Below are 23,838 nucleotides of genomic sequence, written 5' to 3'. Positions count from 1 at the left end.
CGCCCCCCCCCTTACAACATCAGCCGGCGCACATCGCCAAGCAGGTGTTTCAGCGTCGAGCAGAACCGTGCGGCCAAGGCCCCGTCGATGGCGCGGTGATCATAAGACAATGACAAAGGCTGCATGTTGCGCGGCTGGAAGGCCTCGCCGTCCCAGACCGGTGCCATTTTCGAACGGGTCAGCCCAAGGATCGCAACCTCTGGCGCATTCACGATCGGAGTAAAGGACGTACCGCCAATGCCGCCGAGCGAGGAAATCGTGAAGGTCGCGCCCTGCATGTCACCACTTTTCAACGCACCCTCGCGGGCCTTGGCCGAAAGATCACCCAATTCCTTGGAGATTTCCACCAACCCTTTGCGATCCGCATCCTTGATCACAGGCACCATCAAACCGTTTGGCGTGTCGGCGGCAAAACCGATGTTGTAAAAGTCTTTCTTGATCAGCTTATCACCATCGGGATGCACGGAAGAATTCACTTCCCAGTGCTGCTTGAGGGCCGAGACTGAAGCTTTGATGACAAAGGACAAGAGGGTCACACGATAGCCTTCGGTTTTCGCCTGCGTGTCCAGTTCCTTGCGGTATTTGTCGAGATCGGTGATGTCGGCCTCTTCATTATGTGTGACATGCGGAATGTTAAGCCACGACCGGTGCAGCGCAGGTCCGGACAGCTTTTTGATGCGTGGCATTTCCACGTCTTCAACGGGGCCGAACTTGGAGAAATCCACCGCGGGGATCGGAGGGATGCCTATGCCGCCGGATGCACCGCCCCCCGCAGCCGTGGCAGAAGTCGTGGATTTGAGGTACTTCGTAACATCCTCGCGCAGGATACGCCCCTTGCGGCCTGTACCGTTTACTTTTGTGATGTCGATGTCCAATGTCCGGGCAAAAGCGCGGATGGAAGGCGAGGCATGTGCCTTCCCAAATCCCGCGTCAGTGACAGGCGTCGACGTGGCCGATACAGGGGCGGTTGGCGCGGATGCCGGCGCTGGTGCAGGCGCTGTTGCCGGGGCCGCGGCAGGCGCATCAGCGGCTTCAGCGCCTTCCAGAACAACGATCAGCGAACCGCGAGACACCTTGTCCCCCTCAACAACCTTGATCTCTTTCACCACACCCGCAGCCGGGGATGGCACTTCCATCGTCGCCTTGTCGGATTCCAATTCTATCAGTGGGTCTTCGACTGCAACAGAGTCGCCAATGCTGACCAGAATGCCGACAACAGGCACCTGATCAAAATCGCCGATGTCTGGAACTGTGACTTCAATTGTCATGATAATTCTCCTTTTCCGGCTGCTCAAACAAGCCGTGGGTTCGGCTTGTCGCCGTCAATGTCGTACTTGGTAAGCGCGGATTTCATTTCGGCTTTGGTGATCGCGCCTGCGGCGAACAGTTCGCTCATGGCAGCGGCTGCAATGTGGTTTGCATCGACCTCAAAAAACCGGCGCAGGTTTACTCGACTGTCGGAACGGCCAAAACCGTCGGTGCCTAGAACGCAGTAGGCATTCGGCACAAAGGCGCGGATCTGCTCGGCATAGTTCTTCATGTAATCGGTCGCAGCGATGATCGGACCCTTGGCCTTGCTCAGTACCTTGGTCACATAAGGGACTTGCTTTTCGTCCAGCGGGTTCAGTCGGTTATGCCTTGCGGCATCCTGACCACCACGAGCCAATTCGTTGAAACTGGTGGCCGACCAGATGTCAGAGGTAACACCGAAGTCTTCCTTCAACATTCTGGCCGCCTCGATGGCCTGGACAAGAATCGTGCCCGACCCCATCAGGTTGACATGCTTCTTGCCCGGTTTCTTGGTCTCACTCAAACGGTACAGCCCTTGTATGATGCCCTCTTCAGCTCCCATCGGCATATCGGGATGCTGATAGTTTTCATTCATAAGCGTCAGGTAGAACGTGATGTCTTCCTGATCGACAAACATGCGCTGCAATCCGTTGTGCATGATCACCGCCAGTTCATAACTGAAGGTCGGATCATAGGTCACGCAGTTCGGGATCGTACCGGCAAGGATGTGACTGTGGCCATCCTCGTGCTGCAAGCCCTCTCCGTTCAACGTTGTGCGTCCCGCTGTCGCCCCCAACAGGAACCCGCGCGCACGGCTGTCACCCGCCGCCCAGGCAAGGTCACCGACACGTTGATGCCCGAACATTGAATAGTAGATGTAGAAAGGGATCATCGGAACGCCATGGTTTGAATAGGAAGTCGCAGCCGCGATCCAGTCCGCCATTGCACCGGCTTCATTGATGCCTTCCTGAAGCACCTGACCGTCGATGGTTTCCTTGTAATACATCATCTGATCGGCATCTTCGGGCGTGTAATTCTGCCCCAGGGGGTTGTAGATACCCGCCGATCGGAACAACCCCTCCATCCCGAAGGTACGGCTTTCGTCCGGCACAATCGGCACGATGAATTTACCAATCTGCTTGTCACGCAACAGCGTTGTCAGAATACGCACATAGGCCATTGTCGTCGAAATCTCTCGATCTCCGGTGCCTTTCAACTGAGCCTCGAACTTGGACAATGGCGGAATTTCCAACTTGGGCACGTTGCGCCATTCACGTTTTGGAAATTCGCCACCAAGGGCGGTGCGGCGATCAGCAAGATAAGCTTTTTGTGCGTTGTTGAGAGACACGAAAGGTGCCTTGGGCAAATCTTCGTCCGAAACAGGGATCTGGAAACGGTCGCGGAATTCGCGTAGCTGGTTGTCCGCAAATTTCTTGGCCGAATGTGTAGTGTTTTGCCCTTCGCCGGCTGTACCCATGCCGTAACCTTTGACCGTCTTGATCAACAGGCAGGTTGGCTGGCCCTTGGTGTCACTGGCCTTCTTGAACGCGGTATACACTTTTTGCGGATCATGCCCGCCCCGGCGTAAAGCCCAGATTTGATCATCCGACCAATCGGCAACCAATGCCGCTGTCTCAGGGTATTTGCCAAAGAAATGTTTGCGGATATAGGCGCCATCCTTGGATTTGAATGTCTGGTAATCTCCGTCAACGGTTTCATCCATCAACTGTTTCAGCCGCCCGGTATGATCATTCTCCAGCAGATCATCCCAGCCCTTTCCCCAAAGCAGTTTGATCACATTCCAACCGGCACCGCGGAAATCACCCTCAAGTTCCTGAACGATCTTGCCGTTACCGCGCACCGGCCCGTCCAGACGTTGCAGGTTGCAATTCACGACAAAGATCAGGTTGTCCAGACCTTCACGCGCCGCCAGATCGATGGCACCCCGGCTTTCCGGCTCGTCCATCTCGCCGTCACCGAGGAAAGCCCAGACCTTGCGGTCACCCATGTCGATGTGACCCCGGTTGTGCATGTATTTCATAAATCGCGCCTGATAGATCGCCATCAACGGACCCAACCCCATCGAAACCGTGGGAAATTGCCAGTAATCCGGCATCAGCCAAGGGTGTGGATATGACGACAGGCCACCGCCGTTCACTTCAGACCGGAAATTTTCCATCTGCTCTTGCGATATGCGGCCCTCCATAAAGGAACGCGCATAGATGCCGGGGATCACATGACCCTGAAAAAACACCAGATCGCCACCGTGGATCGCGGATTTCGACCGCCAGAAGTGGTTAAGGCCAATGTCATACATCACTGCAGAGGAGGCAAATGAGGCAATATGGCCGCCGTATTCACTGCTTTCCTTGTTCCGTCGCACTACTGTCGCCATGGCATTCCAGCGGTTTATCGTCCGGATACGCCATTCCATTTCCTGATCGCCCGGCACCTCAAGCTCGTCGTCGGCGGGAATCGTATTCTGGTAAGGTGTCGTGGCGGAAAACGGCAGGGTTGCACCGGCTGCACGGGCCTGTTGCACGGCTTTATCCAACAGGTAATGGGCCCGGTTCGCACCGTCCTTTTCAATAACATCCTGGATGGCTTCCTGCCATTCCTGGCTTTCGATCGGATCAATATCGCTGTTTTGTATGGTCATTTCGGGAATTCGAACCTTTCCGAAAGTGGCGCGGCGTTAGACATAGATTGACAGTAAAGGCGAGAACCGCATTGCGCCTGCTTGGTAGCCTAGGATGGGAAGTGGAGCTTTGGTAGCAATTTCGAGATCATGAACAGAAAACCCCGCCACACAAACGCGCAGCGGGGCCTCCCTGCTCCGGGTTTTTCGGAGGTCAGCTTTGCTTTGAATTGTCCTTGATACCAACTACGGCACCGGCCAGTTCGGCTTCGGCTTCGTCACCGATTGTCTTGGGCAAAAGCAGGTTCAGGATAATCGCGATAAAGGCCGCAGGCAAAAGACCGGAAGTCATCAGAATTCCAAATGTATTCGGAATCTTGCCGCCACCACCATTCAACAGGAAAGCACCGGCATCGTCGAACTTGAAGAAGATATTAAATGCATCCGGAACCTGTTGCAGACCAAGCCCAACCGAAAGTGCAACCGCAAAGATGATCATGTTACGGCTGTTCCAGTTGACATCCGACAACATGGACAAACCCGCCGCCGCGACCATGCCGAACATGACAATCACACCGCCGCCCAGGACCTGAATCGGAATTGTGCTGATGACGGCACCGACTTTCGGCACCAAACCACAGGCAATGAGAAAGATCGCGCCAATTGTAACAACATGGCGTGACATCACGCCCGTCATCGCGATCAATCCGACATTCTGGCTGAAGGACGTGTTAGGCAGCGAACCGAACACACCGGCAAGCGCGGAACCCAAACCATCTGCATAGGTTGCTCCGGTTACTTCCTTGTCTGTTGCTTCACGGTCAGCACCACCTTTGGTAATTCCCGATACATCGCCAACAGTTTCAATTGCGGAAATAAAGGCCATCAGACACATGCCGATGATGATCGCGGGGTTAAATGCAATGCCGAACTTGAACGGCTGAGGCAGGGCAACCCATGCGGCACCTCCCAGGCCAGACAGGTTCACATCGCCCATCAGGAAGGCCACAACATATCCGACGATCAGGCCGATCAGCACCGCAGACACCGACAACATGCCACGCGCGAAAAACTTCAGCGCCAAAGTAACAAACAGGACAACCCCGGCCTGGAACCAGTTCGACATGCCACCCCAGGTCGGCTTGCTCCGGTTGAAATCACCCGCCCCGCCGGCTGCATATTCGATACCGACCTTGATCAACGCAAGACCGATCATCAAAACGATCAGACCCGTCACTAACGGGGGCAGTGCAAAGCGGATGCGCCCCACAAAAATCCCTAGACACGCGTGAAACAAGCCACCAATGACCACACCTGTCATCAACCCGGCAAGCCCCGCGGTGCCTGCCCCGACCATCGCCGGGATCATGACTGGCAGAAAAGCAAAGGAGGTTCCCTGAACAATCGGCAACCGCGCCCCAACAGGGCCAAATCCGATTGTCTGGAATAATGTTGCGACACCCGCAAACATCATAGCCATCTGTAACAGATAAACCCGCGCTTCGGGGTCCGCATCAGGTCCAAAGGCAATGCCTGCGACACTTGAAATGATGATCGCTGGCGTGACGTTCGATACGAACATCGCCAGAACATGCTGAATTCCAAGCGGTACAGCCTTTGCGAGCGGTGGGGTATAATTTGGGTCGCGGAGCTGTTCCGGCGTTCCAATGGAAGCTTCTGTCATAATCATTGTCCCTCTTGTTGATACGTTTTGCCGGCTTTTACGTTTGCCAGTCTTGTCAAATGGTTTCAGTTTGCGTCGATGATACAGCTTTGTTCCAACCAGTGCTCTTGCAGGTTTGCACCTGCGCCAATGCGGTCAACAACAGCAAACAGGCCGGGTCCGGCCAAAGGTGTCAGCACCCCATGCCAGGTGCCGCGGTGGTAGTTGATTGCCTGCCCCCCTGTGGTGACGAAGGCGCGCAGATCGACAGGTATGCCATCTGCATCCGCGGCAACGACGACCAGAAAAGGGTCGGCCGACATGGGCACAAATGCCTGCGACCCCTCTGGATGTCGCTCAACAAGTTCCAGCTTGAGCGGTAGAGTAACCGTTTCGCTTTGAAAAATGCTGATGCCTGCCGCGCCATCGGAAAAATCCAGTTGGGCGCGATCGTGGAACCGGCCACATTTCCCTTGATTGATCAATTTGTCGGCAGCCCCAGCCGCTTCCAGGACATCGCCGTAAGGTGCAAAACCCCCGGCGGTCAAAGGCTCTGTTTTGATGTGGAATGTCATGCCGAGAACCGTTCGATCAGTCGCAGTTCCGCAATCCGTTCAACTTGTTTGCAGGACTCTGAAAATTCCGTTTCGCGGTCGTGATCAATCCGCCGCTTGAAGGCTTCAATGATCGAAGCCTTGCTGTTGTCCCGCACCGCGATGATAAACGGAAAACCGAATTTTTCGGTATATGCCCTGTTCATTTCTGTCAGGTTTGCGCGTTCGTCATCTGTCAAGGCATCCAACCCCACTGAGGCCTGTTCGGCGGCGGATTCCGCGGTGAGTTGTTTAGCCTCGGCAAGCTTACCGGCAAGATCAGGGTGGGCATTAAGGACACCCAGACGCGCATCTGGGTCAGCGCTGCGGAATACGCGCGTCAATGCATTGTGCAACCCTTTGGCAGTATCATGGGTTGGCCCCAGTTCCAGCGCGTGAGCCCCTTCAGCAATCCAGGCCGAATGCTCGAAAATGCCGCCAAAAGCGGCAACAAAGGTATCCCTGTCCATTTCAGAGGGGCGGGCTTGCATTTTGCGCGGGTGCTCCCTTGTCCAGTGCTCGGCAATCTCAAGGCGGGTGGCAAACCATACTCCGTCATGGGATTGAAAATATTCAATGGCGCGGCGCAACGCCGCGGCCCGGCCCGGACGTCCGATCAGGCGGCAGTGAAGGCCTATTGAAAGTACCTTGGGCGCACCAGCCTCCCCTTCTTCGTAAAGGTAGTCAAAGCTATCCTTGAGGTAGCTTTCGAATTGATCGCCATTGGTATATCCGGCCTGAATTGCAAAACGCATATCGTTACAATCCATCGTGTAGGGTACGATCAACTGGTCTTTTCCGTCGAATTGCATCCAATAGGGCAGATCGTCGGCATAACTGTCCGCGACATAGGCAAATTGCCCGGTCTCGGCCACCAGCCGGACGGTATTGTTGGAACAGCGTCCCGTATACCAGCCCCGTGGCGCAGTGCCGGTCACCTCGGTATGCAGCCGGATTGCTTCGGCAATCGCTGCCCGCTCTTCATCCTCGGGCATGTCCTTGTGTTCGACCCATTTCAGGCCGTGGCTGGCAATCTCCCACCCCGATGCGATCATCGCCGACACTTGTTCCGGCGCACGGGCAAGGGCCGTCGCCACGCCGTAAACCGTAATCGGCAGGTCGCCCAACATACGATGTACCCGCCAGAAACCAGCACGGGCACCGTATTCATAAATTGATTCCATGTTCCAGTGACGTTGACCGGGCCAGGCAGCAGCACCTGTGATTTCTGACAGAAACGCCTCAGAAGCGGCATCCCCATGCAGGATGTTATTCTCGCCACCTTCTTCATAATTAAGGACAATTTGCACAGCGATCTTTGCGCCGTTCGGCCAGTTTGCCACTGGTGGGTTGGCCCCATAGCCCGCCATGTCACGTGGGTATCTTTGCACTGTTCGCACTCCTCGTTCAGATGCTTATATTTCAAAACAATAGTTATGTTTTTCAAAAAAAACACGAAGCAGCATTCGGGTGCCCCATGCTTTGCATACACCCGTCAGCTCTGTCACTAAGACAGAAACGCGAGGAGCAACAAGATGACCGGTTACCTGACGACACATGTACTGGACACGGCACGCGGCTGCCCGGCCAAAGGCCTGAAAATTGACCTGTACAGGATTGAAGACGCAAGACGGATCCACCTCAAGACATTGGTTACCAATGATGATGGGCGCACGGATGAACAGATTTTGCCGTCTGATCAGTTTGCCACAGGTATTTACGAATTGCTTTTTCATGCCGGGGACTATCTGGACGCGATTGGCACCCCGCCCGAGACCCCGCGATTTCTGGACGTCATCCCACTGCGCTTCGGCATGTCCGAGGCGTCACATTATCACGTCCCACTGCTGTTGTCCCCATTTGGATATTCAACCTACCGCGGCAGTTGAGCCTGAAGCGAATGATCGCGTACAGCTTCGGTTATGCGCGAGATCACATATTCCATGAACAATCGGGTTTTGGGGTCTTGGCGGCGGCGATGGGTGAACAAACATGCCATCTGGATCGGCTCGGGCGGTGTTTCGGTCGCGACGGCCACCAACCGCCCGGCCTTGATATGTTCCGCGACTTCGAAAATGGGTTTCAGGGCAATCCCGTTTCCTGATAGCGCCCAGTCCGTCAAGACATCGCCATCGTCTGATTCATATCGTCCAGCGACACGAAACCGCTTGGGTCCATCCGCAGTCAAAAGCCGCCACTGGAATTCGGTTGCACCAGGAAACCTCAGGTTCAAACATTCGTGCTTTCCAGACATCAGATCTTCACCCGATGTTGGCTTCCCATGTGCCTCGACGTATGCGGGACTGGCGCAGAGGATGCGTTCAACATCAGCAATCTTGCGAATGCGCAAGTTGCTGTCTTCCGGTTGCCCCAGGAAAAATGCAAGGTCCAGTCCTTCGGTTGTCAGATCCACCTTGCGGTCGGTCAGGCGCAATCTGATGTTCACTTCGGGATATTCCACCAGAAACCCAGGCACCAATGGCGCAATCAAACGCCGCCCAACGCCAAGCGGTGCGGCAACATACAAGGACCCTTTGGGATTATCGGTGATGTTGACGACCTGCGCCTCGGCGCTTTCTACCGCCTCAAGGATCTCGCAGGCACCCCCATAAAATGCCTTGCCCTGTTCCGTAGGGGTCAGGCTACGGGTAGTCCGTTGGAAAAGCCGGACGCTAAGATGCTCCTCCAATTGCGATATGCGCGAAGATGTGACAGCAGGCGATATGCGTAAATCGCGCCCGGCAGCAGACATACTGCCAAGCTCATAGACACGCACAAAGGTTCTGATGTTATCTAGATATGACATTGTTTGGTTTTTTTTGATGCTGCTTGGTGTTTTGACACGATACCAGAACAATGTGGTTTCGCATAGTATAGCATCAAATTCGGAATGCGGGAGAACACCATGTACGACTTAGCCATCATTTGGGACTGGATCGCATTTGCGGTGCGCTGGTTACACGTGGTGACGGCGATGGCCTGGATTGGCGCATCGTTCTTTTTCATCGCACTCGATCTGGGTCTGCGTCAGGCTGCCAATATGCCCAAAGGCGTCCATGGCGAGGAATGGCAGGTACATGGCGGCGGTTTTTACCACATTCAGAAATACCTCGTTGCGCCGGAAAATATGCCAGAGCACCTGATCTGGCACAAATGGCAAAGCTATATCACCTGGGTGTCCGGTGCCGCCCTGCTGATGATTGTTTATTGGGTGGGAGGCGAATTGTTCCTGCTGGACCCGACCAAGGCAGATTTGTCCTTGTGGCAGGGCATCCTGATTTCCGGTGGTTCCCTGACGATTGGCTGGATCGCCTATGACGCAATGTGCAAGTCCAGGCTGGGTGAACATTCAACTTTGCTGATGCTGCTGTTATTTGCGCTGCTGGTGCTCATGGCATGGGGCTACAACCAGATATTTACCGGCCGTGCCGCCCTGCTCCACCTGGGTGCATTTACGGCCTCGATCATGACCGGCAACGTTTTCTTTCAAATCATGCCGAACCAGCGCATTGTGGTAAACGACCTGAAGGCAGGACGCACACCGGATGCCAAATACGGTAAGATCGCCAAACTACGTTCAACCCACAACAACTACCTGACGCTGCCTGTTGTGTTTCTAATGCTGGCCAACCACTATCCTCTGGCCTTCGGCACCGAATACTCATGGATCATCGCCAGCCTGATCTTTCTTACCGGCGTCACGATCCGCCATTATTTCAACACGATGCACGCCACCGGCAAAGGCCCGGACTGGACATGGGCGGTGACGGTATTACTGATGGTCCTGATCGCCTGGTTGTCGACCATGCCGGGCATCAACACCTTTGAAGAGGCCGAGGCACGGCCGCTCACCCCCTATGAACAGCGCTTTGCTTCTGCCGCGGGATTTGACGCCGCCTATGATACCGTGATCGGTAACTGTTCAATGTGCCACGCCCGCGAACCGGTATGGGATGGCCTGCGATGGGCCCCCAAAGGCGTCGTGCTCGAAACCCATAGCGATGTGGCCCGCCACGCTGATCAAATCTATCTGCATGCCGGCCTGAGCAAGGCGATGCCGCCGCCGAACGCGGTTCAGATGGAGGATGAGGCCCGCGCGACCATCATCGCCTGGGTGAAAGCCGCGCGCGCGGAGTGAAAAGAGCCGGGGCTTTCCAAACCAATGGATGGTGATCAAACACCCCGTTTCACGCCGGCAGCACACCAATACGCCAACCTTCCATCGTAATGGTGAGCGCGGCATTCCCGCCCATTTGGAATCACGGGCGATGCGATCCCAGACAACCGTTGCTCTGGCCGGGGCCTTAGCCTGTCAGATGGCGTTGGAGCGTGCTTCGTCCAGCATGGTTGTGCGAATGCGTCGTGTTACATCCCCTGGCCGGCCAGTCCCCACTTTCACACCATCCACCTCGACAACTGGCAGGGCATAAATCGGAGAGGCTGTAATAAACACTTCATCGGCAGCTTGCGCTTCGGCGATGCTGAAGGGGCGCTCCTCGATCTGAAGCTGGGCAGAGTCGCGCAGACCCATGATCGCCTTTCGCATCACGCCATGCAAAATGTCGGATGACAATTGCCGCGTGATGATCCGACCATCCTTGACGATAAAGGCATTTGCCGAGGTTGCTTCGGTGACAAAGCCGTCCTTGACGAAAAAAGCGTCATTCGCTCCGCGGGCCACAGCATCGGTTTTCACCATTGACGTGTAAAGCAACTGAACCGATTTAATATCACGACGGATCCACCGGCCGTCTTCGACCGATACCACCTTGAGACCCACTTCATTGATGGGATTTTCCACAAAGTTAAGCGTTTGGGTAAAAGCAGTTACCGTCGGCGTTGTATTGTCGGGGAACAGGAAATCACGTTCTGCGATGCCTCGTGAAATTTGCAGATAAACCCCGCCAACATCAATGTTGTTCTTTGCGACAAGTCTGCGGTGCATCTGCAAAATCTCGTCACGCGATAAAGGGCACTGCATCTGCAGTTCGCCCAACGAACGTTTCAGCCGGTCTATATGAGCGTCAAATTCACTTAATTTGCCGTCAATCACGGCGGTATATTCATAAACAGCATCCGCCATCAGAAACCCCCGGTCGAACACAGACACCTTTGCGTCCTCCTCGGTCAGGAATTCGCCATTGAGGTAGACAATTCGGGACATGCGTGGCCTCTCTATGGTTTCGGCACGCTTCCCGATCAGGGCTTTGAGTGCCGTTTACGGCCTGTGAGTTACCATAGAGGCAAATTATATGTCAAAGTATATAAAATGTAGACATGTATAATTCACATGGTTACGCTATACCAATGCTCGAGTCTTGGAGGCTGCCATGTCAGATTCACACAGCACACGCCGTCTTATTGATGCCTATCCATTTGTCAGCGGCAGCAATCCGATAGCGGCAAATCATGAACACGTACTTATTCTGCACCTCAAACGCGGCCTGGATGCGGACATCAAGCGGGTGCTGACGCAACATTCCAACCTCAGCCTGCCCCAATGGAGAGTTATCTCAGTCCTTTACCGCAGCAGCGACGTGGTGAGCCAAAAGGAACTGGTGAGCCGAACCTACATCACACAGGGCCAAGCGAGCCGCGCCTTGTTCACGCTCCAGACCAACGGCCTCGTGGTCGCCAGCCAATCCGAAAAGGACCGCCGCTCCTGGGACTATTTGATCAGTGACAAGGGGCGCAAACAATTCGAGGTATTGCTGCCGCATATGGAAGCCCGCCGCAAAGATCTGGACAGCGCGCTGTCGCTGCAGGAACGCGAACAGTTTTTGTTGATGGCGCGGAAAATTGCCACGGTTTTGGAAGAACGACTCGAAAACAACTGAAGCGGTCACCGCAGAAGCACCGTATCATTACAAGGGAGAAGACTATGATACAAAAACGGAAATTCTTCAAAACGATAGCAGGCGCGCTTGCCGGAATTGCGATGTTCGGCGCGGCTCCTGTTCTCGCCGAAGACTGGAAGCCTTCCGGGCCTCTCGTCATCGAAATCGGATTTGGCGCAGGCGGATCAACGGACGTCATTGGCCGGATCGTTGCCAATACGATCAAGGAACAGACTGGCTGGAACGTCATTGCCGAAAACAAACCCGGCGGTGGCGGCATGGCGATGTTCACCGCGATTGCCAATAAACCAGCTGATAACCTCACAGTTGGGCTAGGCGTGAACATGCCGGTGATGATCAATCTCGTAAACCGCCCCGATGAGGTAAAATTCAATCTCGACAGCTTTGCCTATCTTGGCACCGCAGCAGGGGCTCAGGTCGCACTGGTGGCGCGCGGAGATGCACCCTTTGACGACCTTGAAGGCATGATCGCCTATACCAAAGCCCAAGGAGGTCTGGCCATCGCGTCAGATGCCAAGCCACAGGTCTTGACCATGCAGCAGGTCGCAGCGCAGGCGGGTACGGAATTTCAATTCCTATCCACCAAAAGCAGCGCCGAGATCATAAAGCTGTTGTTGGGCGGCCAAGCGCTGGTCGGCTTTGCCACGGGGACTCACCTCGAGTATCTGGAATCCGGCGAACTGAAAATGATTGCCAGCGCAAACCGGACCCGGCACGGTTATGCTCCGGACACTCCGACCCTGATCGACGAAGGTTATGATGTCTATGTCGATCCATGGTTCTATTTCGCCATGTCTGCGGATACCGATCCCGAAGCGCAGACCGCCATTGCAGCGGCCCTTGCCAAGGCGCTTGCCACGGATGATGTGAAATCCGCAGTCCGCAACGCACTGAGCGTTGAGGTTGTGAACCTTGGGCCGGAACCGACCAAGCAAATGCTTGTCGACGGCATCGAAAATGTCAAAATACTGTTCGGCAAATAACCAACAGCGACCCAAAGGGTGCCAGTGTCCTCGGATGCTGGCACGACCAACTTATGAAAAATGCCATTGATCGACTATCCGGGCTGTTTTTTGTGCTTTTTGCACTGGCACTATGGCTGTATCTGATCCCCACCCAGATCGAGACAGTGGATTATGGCGCAATCCGCCCTAAAACCCTCCCCCAGATCCTTGCGGTCATTCTGGGCCTGTTTGGGGCCCTGTTGATGATAAAGCCCGCGGACGGAACCGATCTGAGTCAAGTGCCCTGGGCGAAAACGATAATGATCATTGCGGTATTGGTTGCGGGTCTTTGGTTGGTCGTTGAACTCGGATTTGTCTATTCAGCCACACCCTTGGCGCTGACCCTGATTTTTCTGATGGGCGAACGCCGCCCCCTCTGGATCAGCATCGGCGGCTTCGTCATACCGGCGCTAATCTGGTACGCCGTGACGATACTCCTGGAAAGACCGCTTCCGTGAACTGCACTCAATTGAACCTTCTACACCATGCCTGAGCTGAGCATTATCCTCGCGGGGCTTTCAGATGCCTTTACGATCACCAACCTGTTTTTTGTATTTCTGGGCGTGCTCTTGGGACAGTTCGTAGGTGCCGTTCCGGGGATTGGCCCGGTGATGGCAATGGCAATTGCAATCCCCTTTACATTTGGGCTCGATGCGCTGGTTGCAATCGGATTTCTGATGGGTGTCAACAAAGGTGGCCTCGTCGGTGGCGCGATCCCCGCCATTCTGATGAACACGCCTGGCACACCCGACGCGGCTGCAACTGCCCTTGACGGCTATCCGCTCGCCAAACAGGGTAGGCCACTAAAGGCGACCAAGATGGCGCTCTATTCCTCTGTGACCGGCGATACCTTCAGCGACATAGTGCTGATCACCGTGTCGGCACCCATGGCCATTCTGGCGCTAAAGATGGGGCCCGTCGAGGTGCTGGGCCTGATCATTTTAGCCTTCTGTGTCATCTCCGGTCTGATTGGAAATTCTATCACCAAAGGTATCATCGCCGCCGCGCTTGGCATGTTGGCGGCCACTGTTGGCACAGACCCACAGCACGCCACCCCGCGTTTTTATTTTGGCTACTTCGAGATTTACGACGGCCTGCCCTTGGCTGCAGTGGCAATCGGGATGCTCGCGATTTCCGAAATCCTGCGCCGCATGGCTGAAAACACAGGTGTTATGCGCAAGGGGATCGAGGTATGCGACACGGGCAATCCTGCCGATCAACGCATTTCGTGGCCTGAGTATTGGTCCTGTCGATTCACCCTGGTGCGCGGTACCATCATCGGCACGATCCTCGGCGCGCTGCCGGGAATCGGATCGACCGCCGCCGCCTTTATGTCCTATGCCGGTGCACGACAGGCCTCCAAACACCCTGAAACCTTCGGCAAAGGCAATATCCAAGGTATTGCCGCCTCGGAATCCGCGAATTCTGCCGTGATGGGGGCAAACCTGATTCCATTGCTCACCCTTGGCATTCCCGGCAGCGTCGGGGCGGCGCTGATCATCAGTGCCTTCATGATCCACGGAATCCAGCCGGGTCCGCTGATGTTTGAAAAACAAGGCCAACTGATTTACGGTCTGTTCGGTGCCATGGTGATGGCAAATGTCTTGAATCTCATTGTCGGGCAGGTGGGGATGCGTTTCTGGATCAAGGTCGTCTCCGCGCCAGAATCCGTGATTTTTCCATCCGCAATCTTATTGTGTTTCGTCGGAGTATCGCTCGCATCGGGCGGTATTTCCGGAATCGTCATCATGCTGATTTTTGCAGTGCTTGGTCTGGTCATGAACGCCCTCGGTTTTTCAGTTGTGATCTTCATCATCGCTTTCTTCCTGGGTCCTCGACTCGAAGAATCCCTATCCCAGACCCTCGCGCTCCTGAATGGCAATCCATGGGCATTGTTGAACTATCCAATCGCATTGGCACTGGTGGTTCTCGCAGCTGTGGTTCTTTTCTCAACCCAACGCAAACGCGGCCGCTGAAAATCCATATCCCTATCATTTGATGCAAGACCAGCGCTGCCCGGGTGCTGCGCAATCTCACCAGACAATCGCGTAAGATCAGGAACCGGCGCTACAGAAACCGGATCGCGAATGAAATGTGCCTTTGTTCAACGGCTGTCCGCCCCCCCCCCTGCCGCAAACAGATTTCCCGCACGCCGAAGGGCCTCGTCACCCTTTCAAAAAGCCCCTGTCCACATCAATCGAAACCGATGACCCTGCGTCCTGTCAGAAGTCCGACTCCCCCTGGTCAGAATTTACTTTTGCCCACTTGGTTAACCAGTTGAATATTTGCAAGAAAAACGCGGCACGAAACTCTTGACACTCAAGTTCGAATGTAAGAGTTACTGCGAATGAAGTGAATGGCGTGTATTGGTCCAACCTAGACCACAACATGCGGTGGTATTGAGACTTGGCTTAGTCTATTTCTTAACCCACAACGCCAATTTCGCCGCGTCAGCCGATGCACATTGGCACGCCCGGGTAGCTCAGGGGTAGAGCAGTGGATTGAAAATCCTCGTGTCGGTGGTTCGATTCCGCCCCCGGGCACCATTTAAATACTCCATATTTTCAATGGCTTGCATGTGTTTTTGCATGAGCTTCCTCCCTCTTATATTTGCTGTCTTTTCGCTCAGTGGCACACTGGTGGCACAGGGCATCTTACATAGGCGGCGACTTCGGCGTTTCCGTGTGGTCCGAAGCACGCTATTTCGTGTCTGAGTCTACAGGATCAAACTGTTTCGTCCACTCTGCCCTGTCTCCCTCAATCATCGCGACATAAGCGTTCACTTCGGGCACGATAAACCGGGTGCTGCAATTTTCGTTGAACGGGTTGCCGAATTTGTGTTTGCGCGGAAAACTCGGGTTTTCCCTGTGCCACCGGTCAATCGTGGCGCGGGAGACTTCGAAAAGCCGCATAAGGTCCTTGATGGTGCAGTAGCGGCGGCCTGAAAGCCATTTGGGGAGTGAGGTGTCCGTATTCGACATTGTGTCGTTCCTTGATTGTTTGAGTTGATCGCCGCCGAAAGATTGAAGGGTCGGCTCACTGACACCAAAGATAATGGACCCTCGGGAACGGATCACGGCAGCATCCCCAGCTTTTTACAGTAGCAATGTCGAATCCTGTGGATTGTGTGCGCAAATGAATATGGATGACCGCCGTTTGGTGTGTGAAGCAGTTGGTTTGACGGTGATGGTCTGAATTTGATGCGTTATTCTTTATATGGCTTTGGTTGCACCTTTGGGTGTTTGTTTATCTTTGAAGAGGCCGAATACTGCGGCCTCTTGGGGCTGCAAAGCTGATGGTTTTGCAAGTAGGCGGCGCGAAAGCGCCTTGGTTGTTCGGTGGCTCAGGCCACCGCGTTTTCTCCAATAGCTTTTGTGGGTGTGGGTTGAGGTGTTGTATTCTTTTAACCGGGTAAGGGGATTGGTCGCGCTGAGTGGTTTTTGTAGCTGTGATTGCTACCACTATGGCTGTGCATTTTCAGGTGATGGAGTGGCAGTGTTTTCAGTGACGCGCTGAAGAAGCTGCGCAATTTCAGAGCTGCGCAACGATCTCTTCTCGACAAGCTCACTGGCGAGTGCTTCCAAGACCTGTTGATGCTGCCGCAGGATTTCTCCGGGGCGTTTTTCCGCCTTCATAATGCGCTGGCGGACACGGTCACGGATCGCTGGTGTCGCGAGGTGAAGTGCATCGGGGTTTGCGTGCCAGACCGGCCCTTCATGGCCGAGGCCGTATGCTGCCTCGATGTCCACGGCATGGCGGGTCGCAAGGGCCAGATCCGATGTTGCGGGCCCGCCCGCGCCGGCTGATACTTCGCCGAGCATGAGCCGTTCAGCTGCCCGTCCGCCCAAGGAATAGACGATTTCATCCTCGATATCGCAGAGGCGGCTTTCGCTTGATTGCGCGCGGCGATGGATTTGGCCGCCGTCACCTGTGATCATAATGCGGTCGATGGGTCCCAGGTCCAGAGCTTTGCCGATGACAGCATGCCCTGCTTCATGAACCGCAATTCGCCATGTGCGGTTGGGGTTCTCTTTGGCGGAGCCAATTTTCAATTGTTCTTCCAGCATTGCGACATGCAACAGCTTCCTTTCGTGCCGCGCGTTGGAGCGGGCAGCACGAATTGCAGCGTCAATGTCAGCCGCGCTGTGGCCCACGGCACGATGGGCGAGCTTCTGAAGCTCGTGGTCGGCAATGTCTTTGCTTAAGTCGTGGGAGAGGATCGCATACAGTGCTTCAGCATCCGGCAAGGGGACCTCGATCTTAACATCCATACGCCCTGAACGCAGCACAGCGGGATCCATGCGGTCGACATGGTTGCAGGTGCCAACGACAACAACACCTTCTCGCTGCGCGATCTGATCCATCTCTGCGAGAAAAGCCGTGATCACTTGAATGCGATAGTGGGAGGCATGGCGATCGTCATCTGTCCGCGAACCGACCGCGTCGATCTCGTCAATCACGAGGATGCAGGGCGCATTGCGGCGCGCTTTGGCGAAAGTCGCGCGCATTTCGCGCAGCATATCCCCAAGATGGCCCGCTGCTTGCCATTCGCCGAAGCTGCCGGTCACTACGGTAAGCCCCGCACTATTGCCCATCGCGCGGGCCAACCATGTTTTGCCGGTGCCGGGCGCATCATACAGCAGCAAAGAATGGCTCAGCTCATGCCAAGCAGCTTTCCCGGCCTGCCAATCGAGCAGATCGGCAACGATGCGCCGCGCTGCGGTCAGTGCGGTGTTGTCACCCGTTATGTCTTCAAGGCGGGGACCGTTCTCTTTGGCGTGACGATGCGTCATCCTGCGCAGGCGTTCCACGGCTTGGTGCAATGCTGGAGCCCGCGTGGCTGCGCAGATATCAACGGCCCCGAGAGCTTTCATAGCTGTTTCAGTCGGTAGTGCTGCTCGGACATTGCCAGCGCCGGCAAGCTGGTCGGCGAGATGACCACAAGTCAGAAACTTCAGGAGCACATCATGCGTGACATATGAGAAAGCCAGAGTGGTGGGGGCAACGGCTTTCAAATGAGCAGGAAGTGTAATGCCGTCGGGCTGCAGTATGATAACTGGCTCGATCTTGTCGACGCTATCGACCAGAAGACGATTGAAGCGCGACTGCGCATTCTTCGCAAATGCGCCCTCTGCCACGTCCGGCTCAATGATAAGCCATCGGGTTGGGAAAGCACTTTTCATCGTGTCTTTGATCAGTTGCAGGTCCTCGATAGCAATATCACGGATGACGGTAATGGCACCGCATTGCGCACTTTCCTGCTCTTGATCCTGAGAACCAAAGGTCGCTGCCAACCTGATGCCTGTCAAAAGCTGTCGAGCGGGCAGATACCGTGATGAAATATCTGCGCGCTCGGTGAATTGCGTTGCTGGAACAGGGCCTTCGAGTTTTTGAAAAAGAATATCCAGCTCGGATGGCTCTTCGTCTTCGTCGTTCAGAAAGCGCGCTGGAGCAAGGCCGTGGTGGCGGCGCAGGCGTTCAATCAGAGTGTCGGCGAATGCTGCCCAAGTGGGCGTTTTTTTGGTGAGATGGGGCATGATAAAGCCCTCCATATAAAATATGCATATGTGATCTCCGGCCGGATGACCGGAGAAACGAAAAAGATTTTCGGAACAGACTATGAGACGCTCACGCTCGTCGGTTCAGCGAGCGCATCAAGCTCGGCGAGGATCACAGGGGTCATAGCAATATCGTAAATTTCGGATTTCACCTTGATCTGATCTGCAAAAACGGCGTGAGGGACTACGGCGTCAGGAAAGCTCTCCCGCAGCTTTTTGTGCAGGCGCTTTTCAAGACGAATGGCAAGTTGGCCAGAGTTCACGGACACCTTCCGCAGGACTTCGCAGGGCATGTCTGTGTCCCGCAGCAGCTGATGATATAGGCGACTTTCAGGATTGTTCGAATAGCCCAGCTTCACCAGCTCACGGCTGTTTGGTAGCGTGAACTGGATGGCGTAGAGATAGCTAGGTGCTGCAGGCCATTGCTCTCCGCACGCGCCACATGAGATGCGCCCTGTCTGCAAGTTCGCGCGGGCGATCCGTTGTTCGTGCCCGCAGTCCGAATGGCGGTAGTGCCTGTAGTTTGGGTCGCTCTCTGGATCAGGCCCGATGAGTTCCCAGCCACGTGCAGCAGCTTCGCGCATTTCAGTTTCTTTATGGCAAATATCGCAACGAAGGTCGGTTTTACCCGCTGCCACACGTTCGGCAAATTCAAACTGACGGCGGATTTTATGACCGCACGCGGCCTCATAGAATGCGTAGTGGCGGTTATCAGGACACCGTTTAAGGAAGATCAGTCCTGCGGCCTGTGCAGTCAAAACCCATTTTTTTTGCACGCAAACAGAACACAGCGGTTGCGCGGACATCAGCGTGAAAAGCCTGACCTTGATCAGTTCACCGCAATGTTGGCAGCGCAGCGCGAGATGAAAACGGTCAATGATGCGGGCGACAATATCGTAACCTTTGTCCCGGGCCGCCTCAATCCAGTGAGGCATCAGCTTGCCGGGGTAGATTGGGACGGGAGAGCCGGAGATCGTGAGGGTATTGGCGAAGTTGGACATGAGGAATCCTCCGAGAAACTGCAGCTGCAGCGCACGTCAAAGACGCGGCACAGGCAGGCGGCCGTTCTATGAAAATGTGATGAAGTGGCTCTCCCCAAATCTGAGGGGAAAGGAATTGGCCAGCTCGCTTTAGAGGGCCGCGCCCAAGTCGCTTTCCGGCGGCTCATCAGTATGTGGGCCATCGACAGGACCGCCGTCAAACAACGGCAAACTGATCATCGCATCGATAAGATGGCGTCCGTGGATCAAAAGTCCGTTGCGATGCATTGCCGTTGAAGAGATCCCAAGCACTTGAAACTTTGTGAAAAACGCTACCTGCATCTGCAGGTGTAAAGCCCGCGCGCCGCCAGGTTCTTCATGCCCGATCATTGCATCTGCAAGCAGTGCCATGCGGCGCAGCGGCTGATCCTCGCGGACCAAGACAGGCAAGCTATGCACGTTGACCAGAGCTTCCGCGAGTTCTTCATGCGCCTTTTCTGTATCCTCGGCCCAAATCGCGTAAGCCGGATCGCGGCTGTATGCGATGTCTTCGAGGTCACGCTCCGCGACGATGAACGCACGCATCGTTTTGAGAACATCACCGAATGCCAGAGACATTGGGGTTACGCGAGGGGGTTCATGCCCGTCACCGGGCGTGATAGTAAATTGTTTAGTCATCAGATTTCTCCTGTGGAATGACGATGATCAGGACCTTGGCGAGAGTTGCCGCTCTTGCCTTGGTCCGCTTAGTGTGTAATTTTGTAATCAGATAGTCAAGCAGTTTTAAGGATGATTCGACATGTCTGAGCAGAAAAAGAAGATTGGCCGCCCGAAAACCGACACCAAACCGGTGATGATCCGGATGGAGCCTGAAATGATCGACGATATTGATGCGTATCGCCGAACCCTTGATGATATACCGACCCGGCCAGAAGCCATGCGGCGCATTTTGGCGGACTTTCTGGACGATTGGAAAGAGGGCGGGGGCTAAGAAGTCATCTCCGCTCAACCTTGTCAGATTTTGAAAAGCCCCGCGCTAATGCAAACGGCGACCGCATGTATTTTTGATTTCACGCCCAAGCGAGCACAAGCACGCCGCGTGTAAAATGCGACAGTCGCTTCTGACAAATTTAAAAGTTGAGCGGTCTCCCAAGTGGTTTTGCCTTGGGCGGCCCACTTAAGCACATCAAGTTCCCGTGGGGCAAGATACAGCGCGGCGCGCTCTGATGTATCACCTGCCGTCCGCGCACTGCCGGTTTGCAGACGGGTTACTTTGCCATCCTTGACTCCGGACATACGGTGAAGGGTGAGTGCCGCTCCGCCAACTGACCGTGAACCACTGATGGTCTGCCCGCAGTTTCGCACGACCGCGACTCCGACGCAAACACGATACCTCTGTTTGGTGGTATTTTAATGTGAGTGAAGGGATGAAATAGTTTCGTTATTCTTTTCGAGCTGATTGGAGGGTCCGAAATGAAATTCTATTCTGCATTTTTATGCATGGTGTCTTTGCAGTCGACGGTGCTGTAACGTGGATGCCGGTGATTTTCGCTCTTCAATAAGTGCGCATCGCCCCACTAAATCAAGGCTGGGGGGACGCAAAACTGACCTGCCGGTGAGACGCATGCATAGTAGATGTCCCATCCTCTAATCGTCGAGAACGGCCCATTGCTGCCGTTGGCCCTGTCTTCAAAATGCTGCAACTGCAGCTCACAATGCGGACATTCAACGCAGACATTGAGCCAAAGGTTGCACACCGCAACATACCGCCGTACTTCCGAATGCATAGTACTTTCCGTCCGATAGAGAGGAGAGCGGTGTCTTGATTACTGAGGCAGTACTGGACCAAGCGCGCAATGACCTCGAGCTTCGAGCTGCTGCCCTAAATGGCGTGCAGTTTGAAGATGTAGTTCGGTTAAATTTCTCTTTCGAGGAAATTAGAGCCGGATTTGGACCTGGTGCTATCAGCGCTCGGATCAGACCATTGCTCGGCGAAGGGATCAACTCTGCTGCCATCTACCGGATCACCGTGAATAACCAAGCCGGTGCAAGCAGGTTGCGAAACGCTTTTGTGGGCTACGAACCACAAGACGGGCACGTTCTTACGCGAAACAACAATGTTGCCAATAGCACTGCTGTCTATGTTGGAAGTTCCCGGAAAATTGGGCAGAGGCTTCAGCAACATTTGCACACCTGTGCCAGAGGCACCTATGCTCTAAAAATGCATCTATGGTGTCCAGATGCAGATAATCGCGTGAGCGTGGAAGTCTCCGCCGTTCGTGGAGTCGTCGAAGCATCACTAATCCAAGATATTGAGGATGCCCTTTGGAGAAGTTCGCGGCCAATGTTTGGGAGATTGGGTCCTAAGTAGCAACGGCCCAAAGCTGCCTTTAGCATAGGGTCGATGCAACGGCACCTATTTAGCCGGTAGGCGGCAGTCAGTGACTTGACGCGAGCGTCTGATTGTCAATCATCGTCACTGCCCCACAGATCGACGAGGTTTACATCACTGCTGGCCGGTTCTTGCTCTTTCGGCAGTTTGTCAACTTGCATGAGCATCGGAATGTCAAAACTGGTTCCAGTTACAACGCACGCGCCTTGGGGAAGCGTCGGTATTTGCCCTCGAGAAAGGCTGTCCAGCGTCGATATGGTATTTTCCAAAAGCGCAAGATCTCTGTCATTCACAAGGCGATGAATGAAATAGTTATGCAATTGCGAGACAATAGTCGGGGAGATGTCCGCTGGTCTTTGGCTGGCAATCGTAAGGAAAACGCCAAATTTTCGACCTTCTTTGATGATCTCTTCGAACAGTTCTAAGCGATAATCTTTCCAGCTTTCCGCCTCACGATTTGATTGCTGTGAAAGTATGTTGTGCGCCTCATCGACGATCAGATGGAGAGTAGTCGAAGGTGGGCTTGTCACGACGCTTCTATGCTGCTCATAAAAATGCTTTGCGATAAGAATAGGTAAGATTTTCTTCACGTCTTGCTTGCATTCCCGCAGAGAAATAACGGTTACGAGCCGATCTTCATCATCAGCCAGCTCTCCAACGGAGATGACACGCGAGAATTCCTCTTTCAGAGAGTCAATACGGCGCAAAAGCGGTTGTATGTGCTCGTATTGTGCAGAGCCGAATTGGACATCGTTTATAAGTTGCAAACTGGCGCGAACCTGCAATTCCGTGAAGCCCGAGAGGTTTTGCAAGTCTATCCGAGAAATTTGTGGTTCGAAGATTGCACCGAAATGGGCTTCGTTGTCCGGATACCGCATTTGACCGTCTACTATCAGATAAAAACTTCGGTTAGTGTTGTTCCATCCAACTTTGCCAACTAACTCCGCTAGATTCTCAGCGTCAGGCATCTGTCTGACAAGCGATTTAACTTGCTCAAGCGCCTCGACGCTGGGATCAGTCGAACACAGGACGCGTCGAATGGTAGCTCGGGCGTAGTGTGTCAAACTATCTGGAACGTCAATGAACCTAGCGCGACCAGATATGGTTCGCCTCAGGAATGGTTTTTGTGTGTTCGTTGTGGCTTGAAAGAGAATACCAAGCGTTTCAGCGTCCCAAAACTCATCGTCGTGGATCTTGAAACGGTCGCCTTCGGCGTTGCGCGTTGTCAGCCGAACAACCTTTTTATGATCTGCTCCAACAAGTTGATCACCAGTGTATTCACCATTGAAATCAAGAACCACAAACTTGCTGTGGGATGCGATACTATTGAGCTTGTTAGCGAAAAGCACTGTGAACAGCTTCGTCAACGTGTTTGATTTTCCGCTGCCGGTATTGCCGAAGATACCCAAATGCGAGTTGAAGAGCTTTTGCCAAGGAAGAGCTATCGGTAGGTCTTCTTTCAAGAGCTTGCCAATAATATAACCGTCAGAAGATTTGCTTTCGAAAATGCTGCCAACCTGTTGCTCCGACAGAAGTGTAGCAATATCACCGATCTTAGGTAGGTATTTAATACCATCCTTAAATGCGTCGTCCTCAAAGTACCCAATTGGCCGCAACTTTAACTTTCGCGTAAATAACTTCTCGCTTGCCTCAAGTTCGAAGTTTCGCTCATCCAAGTATTCACCTTCAACGGTACAGACAATTTCGCGGAAGCCGTGCGAAATGGACACGAACTCTCGGATAGAGATGCCTTTGAATTTCTTCCCATTGAAAAAGTGTGTCTCATGGTTTGAGTTCTCGAAGGCTCTGACAGAAACTTCTACGCCCATTACCGCTACGACTTCGCCGATTTGAATGCTCAT

Annotated in this window: 20 protein-coding genes and 1 tRNA gene; 8 read left to right on the top strand and 13 right to left on the bottom strand. The window is 54.2% G+C overall.

The window, feature by feature from the left end:
* Positions 1-11 precede the first annotated feature (11 nt).
* From aceF to puuE, 5 genes are all read right to left on the bottom strand, one after another.
* Positions 12-1,268 (bottom strand): dihydrolipoyllysine-residue acetyltransferase, encoded by a 1,257-nt coding sequence (aceF, locus tag OS190_RS11745; RefSeq protein ID WP_267158900.1) that lies wholly within the window; start codon positions 1,266-1,268, stop codon positions 12-14.
* Between the two features lie 23 nt (positions 1,269-1,291).
* Positions 1,292-3,949 (bottom strand): pyruvate dehydrogenase (acetyl-transferring), homodimeric type, encoded by a 2,658-nt coding sequence (gene aceE, locus OS190_RS11740; RefSeq protein WP_267158899.1) that lies wholly within the window; start codon positions 3,947-3,949, stop codon positions 1,292-1,294.
* A 193-nt stretch (positions 3,950-4,142) separates the two neighbouring features.
* Entirely contained in the window at positions 4,143-5,612 is a 1,470-nt protein-coding gene (locus tag OS190_RS11735) for a uracil-xanthine permease family protein (RefSeq protein WP_267158898.1), read from the bottom strand.
* Between the two features lie 65 nt (positions 5,613-5,677).
* The gene (locus OS190_RS11730; protein WP_267158897.1) at positions 5,678-6,166 is read right to left on the bottom strand and encodes an ureidoglycolate lyase; all 489 of its coding nucleotides are present in this window, start codon (positions 6,164-6,166) and stop codon (positions 5,678-5,680) included.
* Positions 6,163-7,575: an allantoinase PuuE gene (gene puuE / locus OS190_RS11725; RefSeq protein ID WP_267158896.1), complete on the bottom strand. Its 1,413-nt coding sequence runs from the start codon at positions 7,573-7,575 to the stop codon at positions 6,163-6,165. The genes OS190_RS11730 and puuE overlap by 4 nt, the downstream gene beginning before the upstream one ends.
* A gap of 144 nt (positions 7,576-7,719) precedes the next feature.
* Between puuE and uraH the strand changes: the two genes are divergently transcribed.
* The gene (gene uraH, locus OS190_RS11720) at positions 7,720-8,073 is read left to right on the top strand and encodes a hydroxyisourate hydrolase (protein WP_267158895.1); all 354 of its coding nucleotides are present in this window, start codon (positions 7,720-7,722) and stop codon (positions 8,071-8,073) included.
* Here uraH and OS190_RS11715 read toward each other — a convergent pair.
* Complete coding sequence (locus tag OS190_RS11715) at positions 8,058-8,990, bottom strand: LysR family transcriptional regulator (RefSeq protein ID WP_267158894.1); 933 nt, start codon at positions 8,988-8,990, stop codon at positions 8,058-8,060. The genes uraH and OS190_RS11715 overlap by 16 nt on opposite strands.
* A gap of 99 nt (positions 8,991-9,089) precedes the next feature.
* Here OS190_RS11715 and OS190_RS11710 point away from each other — a divergent pair, with 99 nt between their 5' ends.
* Complete coding sequence (locus tag OS190_RS11710) at positions 9,090-10,322, top strand: urate hydroxylase PuuD (RefSeq protein ID WP_267158893.1); 1,233 nt, start codon at positions 9,090-9,092, stop codon at positions 10,320-10,322.
* Between the two features lie 174 nt (positions 10,323-10,496).
* Here the strand turns inward: OS190_RS11710 and OS190_RS11705 are convergent, their stop codons facing one another.
* Positions 10,497-11,348, bottom strand: coding sequence for a D-amino-acid transaminase (locus OS190_RS11705; RefSeq protein WP_267158892.1), 852 nt, complete (start codon positions 11,346-11,348; stop codon positions 10,497-10,499).
* 166 nt (positions 11,349-11,514) lie between these two features.
* Between OS190_RS11705 and OS190_RS11700 the strand changes: the two genes are divergently transcribed.
* The 5 genes from OS190_RS11700 to OS190_RS11680 all read left to right on the top strand — a co-directional run bounded on the left by OS190_RS11700 (position 11,515) and on the right by OS190_RS11680 (position 15,592).
* On the top strand, positions 11,515-12,021 hold the full coding sequence (locus OS190_RS11700) for a MarR family winged helix-turn-helix transcriptional regulator (RefSeq protein ID WP_267158891.1): 507 nt from the start codon (positions 11,515-11,517) through the stop codon (positions 12,019-12,021).
* A gap of 44 nt (positions 12,022-12,065) precedes the next feature.
* Positions 12,066-13,025: a tripartite tricarboxylate transporter substrate binding protein gene (locus OS190_RS11695; RefSeq protein WP_267158890.1), complete on the top strand. Its 960-nt coding sequence runs from the start codon at positions 12,066-12,068 to the stop codon at positions 13,023-13,025.
* A 53-nt stretch (positions 13,026-13,078) separates the two neighbouring features.
* Positions 13,079-13,504: a tripartite tricarboxylate transporter TctB family protein gene (locus OS190_RS11690; protein WP_267158889.1), complete on the top strand. Its 426-nt coding sequence runs from the start codon at positions 13,079-13,081 to the stop codon at positions 13,502-13,504.
* A 27-nt stretch (positions 13,505-13,531) separates the two neighbouring features.
* Entirely contained in the window at positions 13,532-15,022 is a 1,491-nt protein-coding gene (locus OS190_RS11685; protein WP_267158888.1) for a tripartite tricarboxylate transporter permease, read from the top strand.
* Positions 15,023-15,517: 495 nt separating this feature from the next.
* Positions 15,518-15,592, top strand: a tRNA-Phe gene (locus tag OS190_RS11680).
* A 153-nt stretch (positions 15,593-15,745) separates the two neighbouring features.
* Here the strand turns inward: OS190_RS11680 and OS190_RS11675 are convergent.
* From OS190_RS11675 to OS190_RS11660, 4 genes are all read right to left on the bottom strand, one after another.
* Complete coding sequence (locus OS190_RS11675) at positions 15,746-16,027, bottom strand: helix-turn-helix transcriptional regulator (protein WP_267158887.1); 282 nt, start codon at positions 16,025-16,027, stop codon at positions 15,746-15,748.
* Between the two features lie 480 nt (positions 16,028-16,507).
* On the bottom strand, positions 16,508-18,583 hold the full coding sequence (locus OS190_RS11670; protein ID WP_267158886.1) for an AAA family ATPase: 2,076 nt from the start codon (positions 18,581-18,583) through the stop codon (positions 16,508-16,510).
* An 80-nt stretch (positions 18,584-18,663) separates the two neighbouring features.
* Positions 18,664-19,605: a GIY-YIG nuclease family protein gene (locus OS190_RS11665; RefSeq protein ID WP_267158885.1), complete on the bottom strand. Its 942-nt coding sequence runs from the start codon at positions 19,603-19,605 to the stop codon at positions 18,664-18,666.
* A gap of 129 nt (positions 19,606-19,734) precedes the next feature.
* A complete protein-coding gene (locus OS190_RS11660) occupies positions 19,735-20,262 on the bottom strand; it encodes a hypothetical protein (protein ID WP_267158884.1) in 528 nt (175 codons plus the stop codon).
* 121 nt (positions 20,263-20,383) lie between these two features.
* On the opposite strand from OS190_RS11660, the gene OS190_RS11655 reads away from it, so the two are divergent.
* Positions 20,384-20,575: a hypothetical protein gene (locus tag OS190_RS11655; RefSeq protein WP_108642222.1), complete on the top strand. Its 192-nt coding sequence runs from the start codon at positions 20,384-20,386 to the stop codon at positions 20,573-20,575.
* Positions 20,576-20,598: 23 nt separating this feature from the next.
* Here OS190_RS11655 and OS190_RS20565 read toward each other — a convergent pair whose 3' ends face one another.
* A complete protein-coding gene (locus OS190_RS20565; RefSeq protein WP_416237404.1) occupies positions 20,599-20,880 on the bottom strand; it encodes a response regulator transcription factor in 282 nt (93 codons plus the stop codon).
* 1,170 nt (positions 20,881-22,050) lie between these two features.
* Positions 22,051-23,838, bottom strand: a complete 1,788-nt coding sequence (locus tag OS190_RS11650) for an ATP-binding protein (protein WP_138578418.1) — start codon at positions 23,836-23,838, stop codon at positions 22,051-22,053.

This window comes from Sulfitobacter sp. F26204 (assembly GCF_026410305.1).
Lineage (GTDB): Bacteria > Pseudomonadota > Alphaproteobacteria > Rhodobacterales > Rhodobacteraceae > Sulfitobacter.
The sequence above is the reverse complement of the archived record's forward strand: the minus strand, read 5'-3'. Positions and strand labels throughout refer to the sequence as shown.

Coding starts and splice junctions, on each gene's coding strand:
- aceF (WP_267158900.1), bottom strand. CDS start 1,268: ATGACAATTGAAGTCACAGTTCCAGACATCGGCGATTTTGATCAGGTG.
- aceE (WP_267158899.1), bottom strand. CDS start 3,949: ATGACCATACAAAACAGCGATATTGATCCGATCGAAAGCCAGGAATGG.
- OS190_RS11735 (WP_267158898.1), bottom strand. CDS start 5,612: ATGACAGAAGCTTCCATTGGAACGCCGGAACAGCTCCGCGACCCAAAT.
- OS190_RS11730 (WP_267158897.1), bottom strand. CDS start 6,166: ATGACATTCCACATCAAAACAGAGCCTTTGACCGCCGGGGGTTTTGCA.
- uraH (WP_267158895.1), top strand. CDS start 7,720: ATGACCGGTTACCTGACGACACATGTACTGGACACGGCACGCGGCTGC.
- OS190_RS11715 (WP_267158894.1), bottom strand. CDS start 8,990: ATGTCATATCTAGATAACATCAGAACCTTTGTGCGTGTCTATGAGCTT.
- OS190_RS11710 (WP_267158893.1), top strand. CDS start 9,090: ATGTACGACTTAGCCATCATTTGGGACTGGATCGCATTTGCGGTGCGC.
- OS190_RS11705 (WP_267158892.1), bottom strand. CDS start 11,348: ATGTCCCGAATTGTCTACCTCAATGGCGAATTCCTGACCGAGGAGGAC.
- OS190_RS11700 (WP_267158891.1), top strand. CDS start 11,515: ATGTCAGATTCACACAGCACACGCCGTCTTATTGATGCCTATCCATTT.
- OS190_RS11695 (WP_267158890.1), top strand. CDS start 12,066: ATGATACAAAAACGGAAATTCTTCAAAACGATAGCAGGCGCGCTTGCC.
- OS190_RS11690 (WP_267158889.1), top strand. CDS start 13,079: ATGAAAAATGCCATTGATCGACTATCCGGGCTGTTTTTTGTGCTTTTT.
- OS190_RS11685 (WP_267158888.1), top strand. CDS start 13,532: ATGCCTGAGCTGAGCATTATCCTCGCGGGGCTTTCAGATGCCTTTACG.
- OS190_RS11675 (WP_267158887.1), bottom strand. CDS start 16,027: ATGTCGAATACGGACACCTCACTCCCCAAATGGCTTTCAGGCCGCCGC.
- OS190_RS11670 (WP_267158886.1), bottom strand. CDS start 18,583: ATGCCCCATCTCACCAAAAAAACGCCCACTTGGGCAGCATTCGCCGAC.
- OS190_RS11665 (WP_267158885.1), bottom strand. CDS start 19,605: ATGTCCAACTTCGCCAATACCCTCACGATCTCCGGCTCTCCCGTCCCA.
- OS190_RS11660 (WP_267158884.1), bottom strand. CDS start 20,262: ATGACTAAACAATTTACTATCACGCCCGGTGACGGGCATGAACCCCCT.
- OS190_RS11655 (WP_108642222.1), top strand. CDS start 20,384: ATGTCTGAGCAGAAAAAGAAGATTGGCCGCCCGAAAACCGACACCAAA.
- OS190_RS20565 (WP_416237404.1), bottom strand. CDS start 20,880: ATGTCCGGAGTCAAGGATGGCAAAGTAACCCGTCTGCAAACCGGCAGT.
- OS190_RS11650 (WP_138578418.1), bottom strand. CDS start 23,838: ATGAGCATTCAAATCGGCGAAGTCGTAGCGGTAATGGGCGTAGAAGTT.